This is a genomic window from Geojedonia litorea (assembly GCF_042654525.1).
GTDB classification, from domain to species: Bacteria; Bacteroidota; Bacteroidia; order Flavobacteriales; family Flavobacteriaceae; genus Geojedonia; species Geojedonia litorea.
The window spans coordinates 76,607-91,521 of the sequence record NZ_JBHSGP010000004.1 but is presented as its reverse complement, the minus strand read 5'-3'; the positions used below and the strand labels follow the sequence as shown (position 1 = coordinate 91,521).

Genomic DNA, 14,915 nt, shown 5'->3' with positions numbered 1-14,915 from the left:
CTTAACTAAAAACGCCAAACAACAAAAATGCAATTATTTCAGACACAACAGATAAAACTTTATAATACACTTTCCGGTCAAAAAGAAAATTTTAAGCCTATAAATGAGGGTCATGTTGGCATGTACGTCTGTGGCCCAACAGTTTATAGTAATGTGCATTTGGGCAACGTGAGAACCTTTATGTCATTTGATATGGTTTTCCGTTATTTAAAACATTTAGGATATAAAGTTCGTTTTGTTAGAAATATAACTGATGCTGGACATTTAGAAAATGATGCTGATGCAGGTGAAGACCGAATTGCCAAAAAAGCGCGTTTAGAAGAAATTGAACCTATGGAAGTCGTACAACGCTATACTGTAGACTTTCATAACATTCTTAACAAATTTAACTTCTTACCTCCTAGTATCGAGCCAACGGCTACAGGACATATTATTGAACAAATTGAAATCATCAAAACTATATTGGAAAAGGGACTTGCCTACGAGGTCAATGGTTCAGTCTATTTTGATGTTTTAAAATACAACCAGACCAAGCAATATGGCATATTAAGTAAACGTAATGTTGAGGATCTCATACACAACACACGTGAACTTGATGGACAAAGTGACAAAAAGAATCCACAAGATTTTGCCCTTTGGAAAAAGGCCGAACCGCAGCACATTATGCGTTGGCCATCACCATGGAGTGATGGATTTCCTGGGTGGCATTTGGAATGTACGGCTATGAGCACTAAATATCTTGGCGAGCATTTTGATATTCACGGTGGTGGTATGGATCTAAAATTCCCGCATCACGAATGTGAAATTGCCCAAGGCGAAGCTTGTAATGATGCATCACCTGTAAACTATTGGATGCACGCCAATATGCTAATCATGAACGGGAAGAAGATGGCAAAATCTACAGGGAATTATATTTTACCTAATGAAATATTTTCTGGAGACAATCCGCATATCACAAAAGCCTATGCTCCAAGTGTAGCGCGATTTTTTATGCTACAAGCGCATTACAGAAGCATTTTGGATTTCACCAATAATGGGCTTTTGGCAAGTGAAAAAGGGTTTTACAGGCTAATGGATGCCATCAATATTATGGACGAACTAAAAGCTTCAGAATCTTCCTCTATCAATATTTCAGATTGGAAGCAAAGTTGTTATGATGCCATGAACGATGACTTCAATTCACCTATTCTCATTGCTAATTTATTTGAAGGCGTTAAATTCATCAACCAAATCAAAGAAGGACAGGCAAGTTTAACACAGGATGATCTTGAAGCCTTCAAGACTACCATGAATGCCTTTGTTTTTGATATTTTAGGATTAGTGAATGTAACCAAAGTTGAAACTGACACTGATAAACTTTCTGGCGCTGTTGAGCTTTTAATAAAAATACGTCAAGAAGCCAGAGCTAACAAGGATTTTGCATTATCTGATAAAATTCGTGACGAACTCGCCGAGGTTGGGATCCAACTTCAGGATGGTAAAGAAGGCACAACGTTTTCGACAAATTAGGTTGATTTAAAATGTTAAGGTATCCCAGCTTAACATCTACCAACTAAACAAAGTTCATATTGAAAAAAATACTCATATATCCCTTTTTACTTTTAATAAAAGTGTATCAAACCCTGATTTCTCCTTTAACTCCTGCAACTTGTCGTTTTCAGCCCACTTGTTCTCATTATGCAAAAGAAGCACTTGAAAAACACGGATTGCTCAAAGGTGGTAAACTGGCATTAAAAAGGATTTTTAGTTGTCATCCTTGGGGGAAATCCGGTTATGATCCTGTTCCAGAAAAGGATGACAACTAATCCCTTGCGCCAGCTCGCCCATTCGCTAAAAATGTATACTATACATTTTCTTTACGCTCTGTCGCCTTGGGGGAAATCCGGTTATGATCTTGTTCCAGACAAAAAAGATTAATTAACAATTCCTTGCCTGCTGGTCAATCACAAAATAGTATATTTACCAAAGTAAATTAACAATTATGTACCTATTAAAATTTGTTTGGGATCCATCTAAAGGCATCCATCTGTTTGGCGATTTCACACTTCATTATTATAGTATGATGTGGATAATTGCCTTTATACTTGGCTTTTACATCACAAAACGTATTTATAAAAATGAAGGTCAAAGCAGTCAGGCCCTAGATTCCCTATTTATCTATTCGGTGTTAGGGATTATGCTTGGTGCTCGATTAGGCCATGTGATTTTCTACCAGCCCGAACTTTTTAAAGAAGATTTTTTTAGCATCTTTTTACCTTTTAGTTTTAAAGGAGGAATGCATTTTACCGGTTTTAGAGGCCTTGCTAGCCATGGTGCTGCTATAGGTATGATTATTTCCATGTATTTATATAATGAGAAGGTACTTAAAAAGTCGCTCGTTTGGATATTGGATCGCGTAGTTATACCAGTTGCATTAGGTGCTGTTGCCATAAGAATTGGAAATTTTATTAATTCTGAAATCATAGGTAAAGCAACAGAATCAGATTTTGGAGTAGTATTTAAGCAATTAGGTGAAGAATTTCCACGTCATCCTGCTCAACTCTATGAAGCATTTTGTTATGTGTTTGTCTTTTTAATACTTCTATTTGTGTACTGGAAAACCAACAAAAGTAAGCAGGAAGGTTTTCTATTTGGTCTGTTTTTAGTGTTACTTTGGGCTGTTCGTTTTTGTGTAGAATTCGTAAAAGAGCCTCAAGGTGATGAATATATCAGCTTTTTAAACCTCAATACAGGACAGTGGTTAAGCATTCCATTTATTTTAATTGGTTTATATTTTATGTTTGTTCACAAACCAAAACAAAATTAAAAATTGCGTTTCATAAAAATTTTAAACATAGTAGCTTTTTTAGGTGTTTTAGGTTTAACTACCTTATCATGTAAAGAAGAAAAAAGCAAATCGAAAATAACTCCGGTCACCATTGAGTTTAAAAAAGAAGGCGAATTGATGCTTTTAAAAGCGGAAACCGATTCGGTTATAGCTACTTTAGATATTGAAATTGCAGACAACGACTACGAAACCCAAACGGGATTGATGTACCGGCAACATATGAACACATCACATGCTATGCTGTTTATTTTTCCCGACTCTGATTACAGGAGTTTTTACATGAGAAATACCGAAATCCCGTTGGATATCATTTATATTGATAAGGATAAAATTATAGTGAGTATCTCAAAAAACGCTAAACCTTTAGACGAAACTGCGCTACCTTCAACAGCACCCGCTCAATATGTTTTAGAAGTTAATGCAGGACTTACAGATACCTGGGAATTACAACCTGGAGACAAGATACAATTTACAAAACTTTAGGAATCGGCTTATAGGCATAAACGAATTCTTGTTGTTGATCAGGAGTTAAAATAGTATCGATGTGTTCAAATCCATTTTTAATATAAAATCGGTCTAAACTCTGGTCTTCAATAGCCAACCACAAGCCTTGTTTAGGATAGAGTTCCTTTATTTTAGTTAACCATAGAGATCCCAAATTTCGCCCTCGATAAGGAGTCATTACATAAATAAAACCAAGATATATATTATCCTTTTTGAACAATTTCTTGGCTTGTTTTTCGTAATACATCATATCAGGAGGGCATTTAGAAAACACTAACCCTCCTGCAACAATCTGCTTTTGCTCAACAATTACATAAACTAATGTTGTGCTTTTAATTGCATCCCAATGTGGAACAATTACCTCCTGCCAGTCAGCAGGTAAAAGATTAAAAAACGCATGTGCTTTTGTTGTGAAATTTTTCAGTTTCATTGTATCTATAATAAGCCCCAAGACCAAAGTTTATCAGAATCTTCAAACCATCGATCACCAATGTCGGTTCTATAATAACTGTTATTAATAATGATGTTTTGAATTCTATTATACATCATTTTTTGTGCTTCTTTCATAGTTATACCTGTTCCTGTAACTAATACTGGTACACCTGTATTTCCGGTAATCAACCATTCGTTATTAACCATTTTTAAGTGAAACGGATGTACGCCTTCTTTTACATTTTTTTTGAATACAACAACAGCATCTTTTGAGAACAATTCGAATGTTTTTTTATCATCATAAGGAAAAGGAGGCACCACAATAAATGCACCAACCTGAAACCCCTTTTTCACATTGATTTTAAACTTTTGCCGTGTTGCAATTTTATAAAGTAGTTCACCAACAGGCTCATTAATCCCTGCTCTTTGAATAGAAACCTGTGGATAACCAAACCTTGATGTAAACTCTAGGGGATAAATCCCTTTGCCATTAACAATGCAATTAATATCAATATGACCAACAAATTTTTGCTTTGCTAAAGTAGATTCGAACTTTTTTAATGTGGCATCAAAAATGGGCGACTCATTAACCCAAAACATACTGCTACCCATTTCGCCGGTAGACACGCCTAATTCTTTTGGAAAGAATTTTTTATGTTCAAAAGTGATATTAATTGGATACAAGAACTCGGTCCCATTAAAAAATGCTGAGGCCGAAATCTCAACACCTTTCACCTTTCGTTGCAACTGAAAGGTTCCAAAATCATCACCCCAAGAACGTTCATAGGCCTTAAGTACTCTAATCACATCTAAGCCTTCATCATCACTTCCAACAAACAGTAATTGCTTTAATTCTTGGGTTTCGCCACAAGGTTTAATAACATAGGAATTTGGGTTTTGTTCGATGTATTTGATGGCTTCTTGAAAGCTAAAAAACTCTTTATAAGGCAGTGTTTTTACGCCATGCTTTTTAAGTTCTGACTGGCCAAAATCTCTATCCAACTCTAAATTATCAGTATACCTGGTACCTCCAATCACAAATTTTCCGGAGGCTCGCAAATCTTCACATTGTTGACCAAACCCAGTATAATCAAAAATGATGATATCTGCCCAATCAACATGTGCATTCCAGTTTTGAACTTTCTTAACAAATCCAAAACCAATTTCTCTAGAAGATCGATCTTCTATATACATTTTAACTTTATGGCCTTCAAGTGAAGTACTGTAGGCTATATCTAAAGTTTCTCCCCATCGAGAAACGAATAGAAACTTTTTAGGAGAGAATGTTGTAGTTTTCACCGCCTAAATATTCAAAAACTTTCATAGAACCAAAGGTGTCTTATCAAAGGCCAAAATTAGCTAAATAAGTAATTGAAAATTCAAATTATGAGAAATATATTTTTGTTTTGAACAAATAAAAAAGGTTGCCAAAAAATGACAACCTTTTAAATCTATTTTGATAATATTTTACTTTTCTTTTGGTGCTTCACCTTTATCATCCAAAGTGTCGTACATAATTGGAGTCGCGATAAATATAGAAGAATATGTACCAACAACAATACCCACAATTAAAGCGAATAGAAGTCCACGTAACGAATCTGCTCCAAAAATAAACATTGCAAATAACACCACTAACGTAGTAAGTGAGGTGTTTAATGTTCTACTCAAAGTACTATTAATAGCCGAGTTGATGTTAACCCCGCCTTTAAATCCAGATCGTTCGGCAATCACTTCCCTAATCCTATCGAATACTACAACCGTGTCATTTAAGGAATAACCAATAACCGTTAAGATGGCCGCAATAAATGCCTGGTCAATTTCCATGCTAAATGGCATGAATTTATACGTTAAAGAGAATACACCTAAAACGATAATAACATCATGGAATACAGCCGAAACCGCACCTAATGAGAATTGCCATTTTTTGAATCGCAATAAGATATAAAGGAATACGACTACCAATGATCCCAATACAGCCCAGAAGGATTCCTTTTTGATGTCATCGGCAATGGTTGGACTCACTTTACTTGAGTACATTTTTCCTATGTTGTTCTTTCCTTCTGAAAAATCGGCATATGATAGGCCTTCTGGTAAATAAGGCTTCAAGCTTTCAAACAACATGGTTTGAACTTCTTCATCAGCTTCTGCTGAATTTTCATCTACTTTATATTTAGTTGAAATTTTTAACTGATTGGCACTACCAATGGTTTTAACTTCAGCACTACCAAAAGTAGCATTCAAATCTTGGACAACTGTTTCTGGGTTTACGATTTGATCAAATCGAACCTGATACGTTCTACCTCCAACAAAGTCAATACCTTGATCTAATCCTTTTGTAAACAATGAACTTAAACTTACTATCAACAAAATACCTGATACAACGTATGCTATTTTACGTTTACTCACAAAGTTGAAGTTTGAGTTTCTAAAGAAGCCTTTGGTTATAGCTGTTGAGAAGTCTAATTTGCCGCCTCTATTTACATACCAATCCACTAATAATCTGGTAATAAAAATCGCTGTAAACAATGAGGTTAAAATACCGATCAATAACGTGGTAGCAAAACCTTTAATTGGCCCTGTACCAAACACGAATAATATAATCGCCGTTAACCCTGTGGTAATATTTGCATCTAAAATTGAAGATAATGCGTTGGCAAAACCATCCTTGATTGCTTCTTTTTGACCTTTCCCTTTACCAATCTCTTCTCGTACACGTTCAAAAATAAGTACGTTAGCATCCACCGACATACCTATAGTTAAAACGATACCTGCAAGACCAGGCAGTGTTAAAACAGCCCCAAGGCCAGCAAGCACACCAAAGATCAATAAAATATTGAGCATTAAAGCTATATCGGCAAATCCACCAGACTTACCATAGTATAGCACCATCCATATAAGCACTAATGATAAAGCTATTAAAAATGATTTAGACCCACTTTCTATAGCTTCTTTCCCCAAAGATGCTCCAACCTCATCAGCCTGAACAATATCTGCAGAAGCTGGCAATTTACCTGCTCTCAATACATTCGCTAAATCCACTGCTTCATTAACGGTGAATGAACCTGAAATTTCAGAATTACCGCCAGAAATGGCTCCAGTAGTTACGCCAGGCGCAGAATATACAATGTCATCTAAAACTATAGCAATTTGACTTTGCTGCGTATAGGCTCTACCGGTCATGGTTTCCCAAACTTTAGCACCTTTACCGTTCATTTGCATACTAACCGAAGGCTTACCTTGATTGTTGTATGATTGACGTGCATCTGTAATAACGGCTCCACTTAATTCTGGTTGGTTATCTCTGTTACCAATAAGTGCATAAACATTTACGGTTTCTATTCCAGTTTCTTTATTCAATTCAGGTAAACCAAAAGCAAATTTTGTGTAGCGTTGTTCTGCTGGCAAATTAGCCCTCACCTGTGGCATTTTTAAATAAGCCTCTAAAGTTTCCTTATCTTCTGACTTAACTGCAAACAATGCCGAAGGATCACTTTGAGGAAAAATCATGTCGAACAATGGGTTGACACCTTGTGGTTGAATCGAATCATTTGCAGTAGTATCTCCCAAAAGCGCATCAATTTGACTATCTGCACTCTCTTCAGTAGCCGTAGAGTCTTGAGCGACTTCAGCATCTGCCTGTTCTTCTCCAACTACAGCTTTTAAAGTTTCATTTGTTCTTACAAAGAAATCCCCTAGCTCTTGGCCATTTAACACATCCCAAAATTCTAATTGAGCAGTACTTTGTAACAGTTTTTTAATACGCTCAACATCTTTTGCACCTGGAAGTTCAACCAAAATACGGCCAGAATTTCCTAATCGCTGAATATTTGGAGAGGTAACCCCGAACTTATCAATACGTTTACGCAAAACCTCAAAAGCTGAAACAATAGATTCGTCAACTTTGGTTCTGATCACTTCTTTCACTTGGTCATCAGACATTGAGATATCTACATCGTCAACTAAAGTTCTGTTCGCAAAAATATCAGGCGACGCTAATTTTGTATCGCCTTTGATGGCATCAAATGCTGTGAAAAATGATTCCAAGTAAGGTTCTTGTGCATCTTTTTGAATTTCCACCGCATCTTCTAAAGCTCTGTTGAATATTGGGTCTTTACTGTTATTTGCAAGACCTTTCAAGATATCCTTTACTGAAATTTCAAGAATAACATTAATCCCACCTTTTAGGTCAAGACCAAGATTCATTGCTTTTTCTTTTACCTCATTATGGCTAAATTTAGCAATCAAAATATTAAAAACCTCTTTATTAGAGATAGAGTCTAAATATCTTATTTCTTCGGCACTGATTAAATCTGGGTCATCGTACTTACTTGTAGCAAATGCTTCTGCTTGGTCCTCTATTTGGTTGGCTTTAAACGTAAATGAAAGTTGATAAATACTTACCAATCCAAATAAGAGTGCAAACAGCTTTACTAATCCTTTGTTTTGCATTATTTTATAGTTTTAGGTCAAATTTTTTAACGCGCAAATATAGAATTTACAGCCGATTTGACAATTATTTTTTTTATGATATGAATGCTGAATAGTTTTTATCTTAAACTATTAAGCGTTTTATGAATGAGTGGTTGCTTTAATCCCTTAATGAATAGCGTGCTTCATTCTTGAGTTGAATGTGTAGGGCCCATTTTTATGCGTTTAACTTTAATACAATTCTTTAATCGCATAAAGTTTAGTATCATGCCCATATGCAATGGGACCTGCTCTAACTTCGGGAATTTGATGTGAATTATTGCCGGAGACAATAGCACTATAGTTTTGGAAATTATAAGATTCTTTTACAATTCCCTCATTTTTTATGACATAAAGCTCGTTAAACCAAAAATGAAAGTTAGGATTAACAAATCTGTTAGTTTCAGATTTGGGTTCTAACGCCAGTTTTCCAGAAGTACTTGACGCCGAATTTTTACTCTCTTGAATCTCATAAATATCGAGATTATACTTTACTGGAGGATTTTCTGAAGTTGGATTGATTGGTTGATGGCCTTCTTGAGTTGACACACAACCTAAATCTATACCGCTATCAGTAAGAAGCATCCTTTTTATATTAGATACATCGGTATTACTGTAGTAGGTTATTTTTAGACGTCCTTCGTCTTGTTCACTAATATGAATATCAACAACTCCAGCACTCTGTAACTGCTCACGAACAATGGCAAGCGCAGTTTGCGTTTCATTAGTCGTGACTACTTCTGAAGCAAATTGTAATACAATTTCTTGATTGGGTGCTTGTTGTTTTTGATTAGCAACAACACCAAATAAGGTAAGTAAAATAACTAAAGTACCAATGTACCATCTCAATTTCATGCGCCAAATATAACAAAAAATAAAGACTGTATTTCTACAGTCTTTACATTATCTATCTTAATTTTTAAAGTTTAAAATTATAAAAGATCATTTACTTTTCTCACGGCATCGGCACTTTCTTGCATATTTGCTTTTTCAGCATCGGTTAATTCAATTTCAACAATGCGTTCGATTCCGTTTCGTCCTAAAATCACGGGTACGCCAATACAAATATCATTCATACCATATTCACCTTCTAATAGCACAGAACAAGGATACATCTTCTTTTGATCGCATGCAATAGCTTGCACTAAACCACTAACTGCCGCTCCAGGTGCATACCAAGCAGATGTTCCTAGTAGTTTAGTTAAGGTAGCTCCACCAACTTTAGTATCTTCTTTTACTTGCTCTAAACGCTCCGAAGAGATAAATTTAGAAACAGGAACACTGTTACGAGTTGCGAGACGAGTTAATGGAATCATACCAGTATCACTATGCCCTCCAATTACCATACCATCAACATCACTAATTGGCGCATTTAAGGCTTCAGCCAAACGATATTTAAAACGAGCAGAGTCTAATGCACCACCCATTCCTATAATTCTATGTTTAGGCAATCCAGTAGCTTTATGCGCCAAATATGCCATGGTATCCATAGGGTTACTTACCACAATTAAAATAGTATTTGGAGAATGCTCGATTAAACTTGAAGATACTGATTTCACAATACCTGCGTTGATACCAATCAATTCTTCACGCGTCATTCCTGGTTTACGCGGAATCCCAGAAGTAATAACACAAATATCACTATTAGCTGTTTTAGAATAGTCATTTGTAACTCCGGTGATTTTAGTGTCGAACCCATTCAATGAAGCGGTTTGCATTAAATCCATGGCTTTACCTTCAGCAAAACCTTCTTTAATATCCAATAACACGACTTCACTTGCAAAATCTTTGATAGCAATATATTCGGCACAACTAGCGCCTACTGCTCCTGCTCCTACTACGGTAACTTTCATATGAAATTTATTTTAAATTGTGTTGACAAATAAGAGTGCAAAATTACAAATTATTATGCGGTAAATAAAAAAAGCACAAGATTATATCTTATGCTTTTTGATGAATATTGGCTTTTAGTTAAAAGGAAAAATTAATCCCTAGAGAAGCACTGTCAAATTCGGCGATTGAATAATCGGCATTAAGACCAAAAAAACCAAGTTTTAGGTTGGCACCAACAGTCGCTCTAACTCCTGAAACATCTTGTTTAATAGAAAACGGATCGACTATTTCTTCAGAAAAAACAATACCGTTATTTACGCGGTAAGTTCCTAAAAGATCAGTAGTAGATTTACCTGTAATATATCCTAAACCACCGTAAAAATTAATGATATTTAATTTAGTTCCTACAATAAGTTGTAGCAATAGTGTATTGACTTCTGTATTAATTTGTTGGTTTTCTCCATCTACAATACTCGAGTCTGTAAAATCATAACTTCCATTCAAATGGGTATAGGCAACCAGACCGGAAATGGCGACAGGAATAATTTTATCTGCTGGCAACCAAGAGGTAAAGTCTTGTTGAATTCCTGCACCATATAATCCTATTTTAGCATCCTTGGCATTAACTTCAGGGAAATAACGTGCTTTGACCTGCGTTCCCTTGAAAGGCGAAAAACTAGCTTGTAAAAATGCAGTAGGAATTAAATTAAAGTCAGTAGACCCTAGTCCTGTTGGCAATGTCAATTCAATTTCTTGATCCCCAAAAATAGGATCATCGTAAGTAACTATTATAGTAACTTCTGGATTATTATGACCCAAAGCAGTAGCTACATTTTTTGAACTACTTCCGTCCTTAAACTGAACATTTTCATAATCAGCTATATTCATTAAAAAGGATTTTTTTTCATCTTTAATAAAAGATGCATTTCCAATTAATGAAATTTCCACACCAAAGCGATGTGGTGTTTTTGCATTATTAAACCAGCCATTGTTTATTCCAAAGGCTAAACCTTCTGAGGCTGGAGCAATATAGTCTGTTGTGAATTGTTTGGCGTCCTGAACACCGGCGGCAAGAAGATCATCAATATTTTCTTGAGCATTACTGCAGAGCACAGTAAATACAACCGCAATTAGCGATAACTTTTTCATAGGTTAAGTAATTTAATTTTTTTTTTCAAATCTAATAAATTTAAAACGAATAAACGGATTTCAACCTCTAAAAATTGTATTTCATCGATTTATTTAACAAAATGCACAAAAAAACAGCTGCCCTTTACAGGCAGCTGCTTCTATTTAAATTATTTAAGCTTAAACTAAATTAACATTTGTTAGGCATCAATATTGGCGTAGATGGCATTTTTTTCAATAAACTCTCTACGTGGCGGTACCTCATCTCCCATCAGCATTGAAAAAATACGATCGGCTTCTCCTCCATTATCAATATTAACTTGACGTAGCGTTCTAAACTCTGGATTCATAGTTGTATCCCAAAGTTGTTCAGCATTCATCTCTCCAAGACCTTTATAACGCTGAATATTAACGCTACCTCCAAACTCTTCAGCAATGGTATCGCGTTCTTTATCGCTCCATGCGTATTGTTTTTTGTTTCCTTTCTTAATTAAATATAACGGTGGCGTGGCAATAAAAATATGGCCTGCTTCGATCAATTCTTTCATATACCTAAAAAAGAAGGTCAAAATTAGTGTCGCGATGTGACTACCATCAATATCGGCATCACACATGATAACGACCTTGTGATAACGTAATTTAGACAGGTTTAGGGCTTTACTATCTTCTTCTGTACCAATAGTTACGCCTAAAGCTGTAAAGATGTTTTTAATCTCTTCATTTTCAAAAACCTTATGCACCATCGCCTTTTCTACATTCAAAATCTTACCTCTTAATGGCAGAATGGCCTGAAATGCTCGGTCTCGACCTTGCTTGGCAGTACCTCCTGCCGAGTCTCCCTCAACTAAAAACACTTCACATTTTGCTGGATCTTGTTCTGAACAATCCGACAGTTTCCCTGGTAAACCGCCAATACTCATAACGGTTTTACGCTGTACCATTTCACGAGCTTTTTGAGCGGCGTGACGTGCTTGGGCGGCCAAAATCACTTTTTGAACAATAATTTTAGCATCATCAGGGTGCTCTTCTAAATAGTCAGTTAACATTTCTGAAACCGACTGGCTAACGGCTGCAGAAACTTCTCTATTTCCTAATTTAGTTTTTGTTTGTCCTTCAAACTGTGGTTCTTGAACTTTTACAGAAATTATAGCGGTTAAACCTTCACGAAAATCATCTCCGGCAATATCAAACTTTAACTTGTCTAACATCCCCGATTCGTCAGCATATTTCTTTAAGGTCATGGTTAAACCTCGTCTGAATCCTGATAAATGAGTTCCTCCTTCGTGTGTATTGATATTGTTTACATAAGAATGTAAGTTCTCGGCATAAGATGTATTATAAACCATAGCAACCTCAACTGGCACACCATTTTTCTCACCTTCAAATGCAATAACATCTTTCATTAATGGCTCTCTATTACCATCTAAAAATTTGATAAACTCTTTTAATCCTTCTTCAGAATGAAATGTCTCACCTTCAAAAGAGCCATCATCTTTCTTCATTCGTTTATCTACAAGATGAATAGTGATGCCTTTATTTAAATAGGCTAATTCACGCATTCTACTCGCTAAAGTATCATAGTTATACTCTAAAGTTTGGGTAAATATGGTCGAATCTGGCTTAAACGTAACTGTTGTTCCTCTTTTGTCAGTTTCACCAACAGTTTTCACAGGATACATGGCCTTACCACGTTCGTATTCTTGCTCCCAGATTTTACCATCGCGATAAACTGTTGCTTTTAAATGTTCGGATAATGCATTAACACAACTTACACCAACCCCGTGTAATCCTCCTGACACCTTGTAAGAATCTTTATCAAACTTCCCTCCAGCACCAATTTTAGTCATTACAACTTGAAGCGCCGATACACCTTCCTTTTTATGTAAATCTACAGGAATACCACGACCATCATCTTCGGTTGTAATTGAGTTGTCTTCATTGATGATCACAGTGATATTATTACAGTGTCCAGCCAATGCTTCGTCAATGGAGTTATCCACTACTTCATAAACTAAATGATGTAATCCACGGGTTCCAACATCTCCAATGTACATGGATGGTCGCATACGTACATGCTCCATACCTTCAAGTGCCTGAATACTGTCTGCCGAATAGTTGTGTTTATTAAATTCTTCCTTCATATATGTTGTAAATTATTTTGATTTGAGTTCAAAAAAAAATGCCACTCATGGCATCATTTTAGGATACTTACAAAGATAACAATTTAAACCGCTTTTAAAAAGCATTTCAGGCAATATCTCTTGAAATTATTAACATTTGTTAATTACTAAAAAGTGTCTTAAATCGCTTAAAAATGGTCTTAAATTGCATTTTACTGTTTTTTAACACTTTTACACAGCAGTAAAATTGACATAAGGCAATAGCGGGCAGATAATGCGCTTTTAGATTCCCTTTTCTTACTAAAAACAATGCAACAACTAAGGTGAAATGTTCACTAATGGCAAGCCACTAGAAAAAATGCCCAAAATAAATTATCTTTAAGGGAGATTTGAGGGGAAATGGAATTCAATATCTACAATTTATTAATTATTGTCGGCATAATTCAAGGCTTTCTATTTACGATAATTGTTGCGTTTTCAAAAAAATATCATTCTCGTAGTACATTTTATTTAGTAGCCTTGATTTTTTGCTATTCTTTAGGAAATTTAATGTACATCATTCCTGATATTGGTCTTATGTCTTTGCTAGACATGTATGCTTATTTGTACATTCCTTTAGCTGCAATTGATGGACCAATCATATATTTTTATGTAATCTATTTTTTATATCCAAAAAGAAAAGCCAAATGGTTAGAAAAATCAATATTCCTTCCATTCATAATTGCATTGCTTTTCACATTTTACTTTAGAGTTCAGGTATTGTTAGGAAATCATACAGTTGACCCGATAAACCCCAATTATAGAACACTTGTTCTTTTTACAGAAATGTTTTCGGTAGTTTTTAGTATTATTCTCCTAGGTATTTTGGTTTACAAGACAATTCATTTTGAAAAGGAATCTCAAACATTTAATAAGGAAATTGTACGCAACGACATTAAATGGTTAAAGATTACATTGATAATTATATGGCTTTTCACTTTTCTTTGGGCTTATTTAACAGTTCGAAATATGTACATTAAAAGTGGACAGGTAGTTTTCTATAGTTTATGGCTAGGATTGGCGGTAATGATTTATTGGCTAGGCCACGTTGGCATCTATAAGTATGGTATTATTTCAGATCGCCAAAAGATTAGAAATTATATAGATAAAGATTTGTCAGCATCTATAAAAGATTCTTTAAGCACAGATAATCCAATATCCAACCATAAGAATGAATACATTGAAGCCCTTGAAAATTTATTAATTCATGAAAAGAAATATTTGGATTCCAATTTAACCCTTGAAAGTGTTTCTGAAACTTTAAACATAAGTCCGAGTTATCTATCCCGCATCGTACATTCTGAATTGAACACCAGTTTTCCAGATTATTTAAACTCTTTCCGCATTAAAGAAGCTGAACGCTATTTGAGAAATCCGGAGTTTTCAAAATACACAATCACAGCCATAGGTTTGGAAGCTGGGTTTAACTCTAAATCTTCATTTTATGAGGTGTTTAAAAAAGCCACAGGCAAAACACCACTTACATATAAAAATGAAAAGCTATCCAATTAAGTTTTTAATTCGTGTTTTGACCTTTTAATAAAATTCAACATTTTAAATGAGTC

At 35.2% G+C, this 14,915-nt stretch carries 12 protein-coding genes; 5 read left to right on the top strand and 7 right to left on the bottom strand.

Features of this window, described 5'->3' with window-relative positions; translation table 11 throughout:
* Positions 1–27: 27 nt before the first annotated feature.
* The 4 genes from cysS (at position 28) to ACFO5O_RS00415 (ending at position 3,310) form a co-directional block, all read left to right on the top strand.
* Positions 28–1,509: a cysteine--tRNA ligase gene (gene cysS, locus ACFO5O_RS00430; RefSeq protein WP_387959862.1), complete on the top strand. Its 1,482-nt coding sequence runs from the start codon at positions 28–30 to the stop codon at positions 1,507–1,509.
* Between the two features lie 56 nt (positions 1,510–1,565).
* The gene (gene yidD, locus ACFO5O_RS00425) at positions 1,566–1,805 is read left to right on the top strand and encodes a membrane protein insertion efficiency factor YidD (protein WP_387960424.1); all 240 of its coding nucleotides are present in this window, start codon (positions 1,566–1,568) and stop codon (positions 1,803–1,805) included.
* Positions 1,806–1,981: 176 nt separating this feature from the next.
* A complete protein-coding gene (lgt, locus tag ACFO5O_RS00420) occupies positions 1,982–2,806 on the top strand; it encodes a prolipoprotein diacylglyceryl transferase (protein ID WP_387959860.1) in 825 nt (274 codons plus the stop codon).
* A 3-nt stretch (positions 2,807–2,809) separates the two neighbouring features.
* Positions 2,810–3,310, top strand: a complete 501-nt coding sequence (locus ACFO5O_RS00415; RefSeq protein ID WP_387959858.1) for a DUF192 domain-containing protein — start codon at positions 2,810–2,812, stop codon at positions 3,308–3,310.
* Here the strand turns inward: ACFO5O_RS00415 and ACFO5O_RS00410 are convergent.
* The 7 genes from ACFO5O_RS00410 to gyrB all read right to left on the bottom strand — a co-directional run bounded on the left by ACFO5O_RS00410 (position 3,297) and on the right by gyrB (position 13,332).
* Positions 3,297–3,761, bottom strand: a complete 465-nt coding sequence (locus tag ACFO5O_RS00410) for a GNAT family N-acetyltransferase (protein WP_387959856.1) — start codon at positions 3,759–3,761, stop codon at positions 3,297–3,299. The two genes, ACFO5O_RS00415 and ACFO5O_RS00410, sit on opposite strands and share 14 nt — an antisense overlap.
* A 5-nt stretch (positions 3,762–3,766) precedes the next feature.
* Positions 3,767–5,062: a phosphoribosylamine--glycine ligase gene (locus tag ACFO5O_RS00405; protein WP_387959854.1), complete on the bottom strand. Its 1,296-nt coding sequence runs from the start codon at positions 5,060–5,062 to the stop codon at positions 3,767–3,769.
* A gap of 168 nt (positions 5,063–5,230) precedes the next feature.
* The gene (secDF, locus tag ACFO5O_RS00400) at positions 5,231–8,212 is read right to left on the bottom strand and encodes a protein translocase subunit SecDF (RefSeq protein WP_387959852.1); all 2,982 of its coding nucleotides are present in this window, start codon (positions 8,210–8,212) and stop codon (positions 5,231–5,233) included.
* Positions 8,213–8,422: 210 nt separating this feature from the next.
* Positions 8,423–9,085 (bottom strand): hypothetical protein, encoded by a 663-nt coding sequence (locus ACFO5O_RS00395; protein WP_387959850.1) that lies wholly within the window; start codon positions 9,083–9,085, stop codon positions 8,423–8,425.
* A 77-nt stretch (positions 9,086–9,162) separates the two neighbouring features.
* Positions 9,163–10,083 carry a malate dehydrogenase gene (mdh, locus tag ACFO5O_RS00390; protein ID WP_387959848.1) on the bottom strand — a complete coding sequence of 307 codons (921 nt, stop codon included), beginning with the start codon at positions 10,081–10,083 and terminating at the stop codon, positions 9,163–9,165.
* Between the two features lie 118 nt (positions 10,084–10,201).
* Positions 10,202–11,212, bottom strand: a complete 1,011-nt coding sequence (locus ACFO5O_RS00385; RefSeq protein ID WP_387959846.1) for a DUF6588 family protein — start codon at positions 11,210–11,212, stop codon at positions 10,202–10,204.
* A 179-nt stretch (positions 11,213–11,391) separates the two neighbouring features.
* On the bottom strand, positions 11,392–13,332 hold the full coding sequence (gene gyrB / locus ACFO5O_RS00380) for a DNA topoisomerase (ATP-hydrolyzing) subunit B (RefSeq protein WP_387959844.1): 1,941 nt from the start codon (positions 13,330–13,332) through the stop codon (positions 11,392–11,394).
* A gap of 528 nt (positions 13,333–13,860) precedes the next feature.
* Here gyrB and ACFO5O_RS00375 point away from each other — a divergent pair.
* Positions 13,861–14,862: a helix-turn-helix domain-containing protein gene (locus ACFO5O_RS00375; protein WP_387959842.1), complete on the top strand. Its 1,002-nt coding sequence runs from the start codon at positions 13,861–13,863 to the stop codon at positions 14,860–14,862.
* The last annotated feature ends 53 nt before the right edge of the window (positions 14,863–14,915 follow it).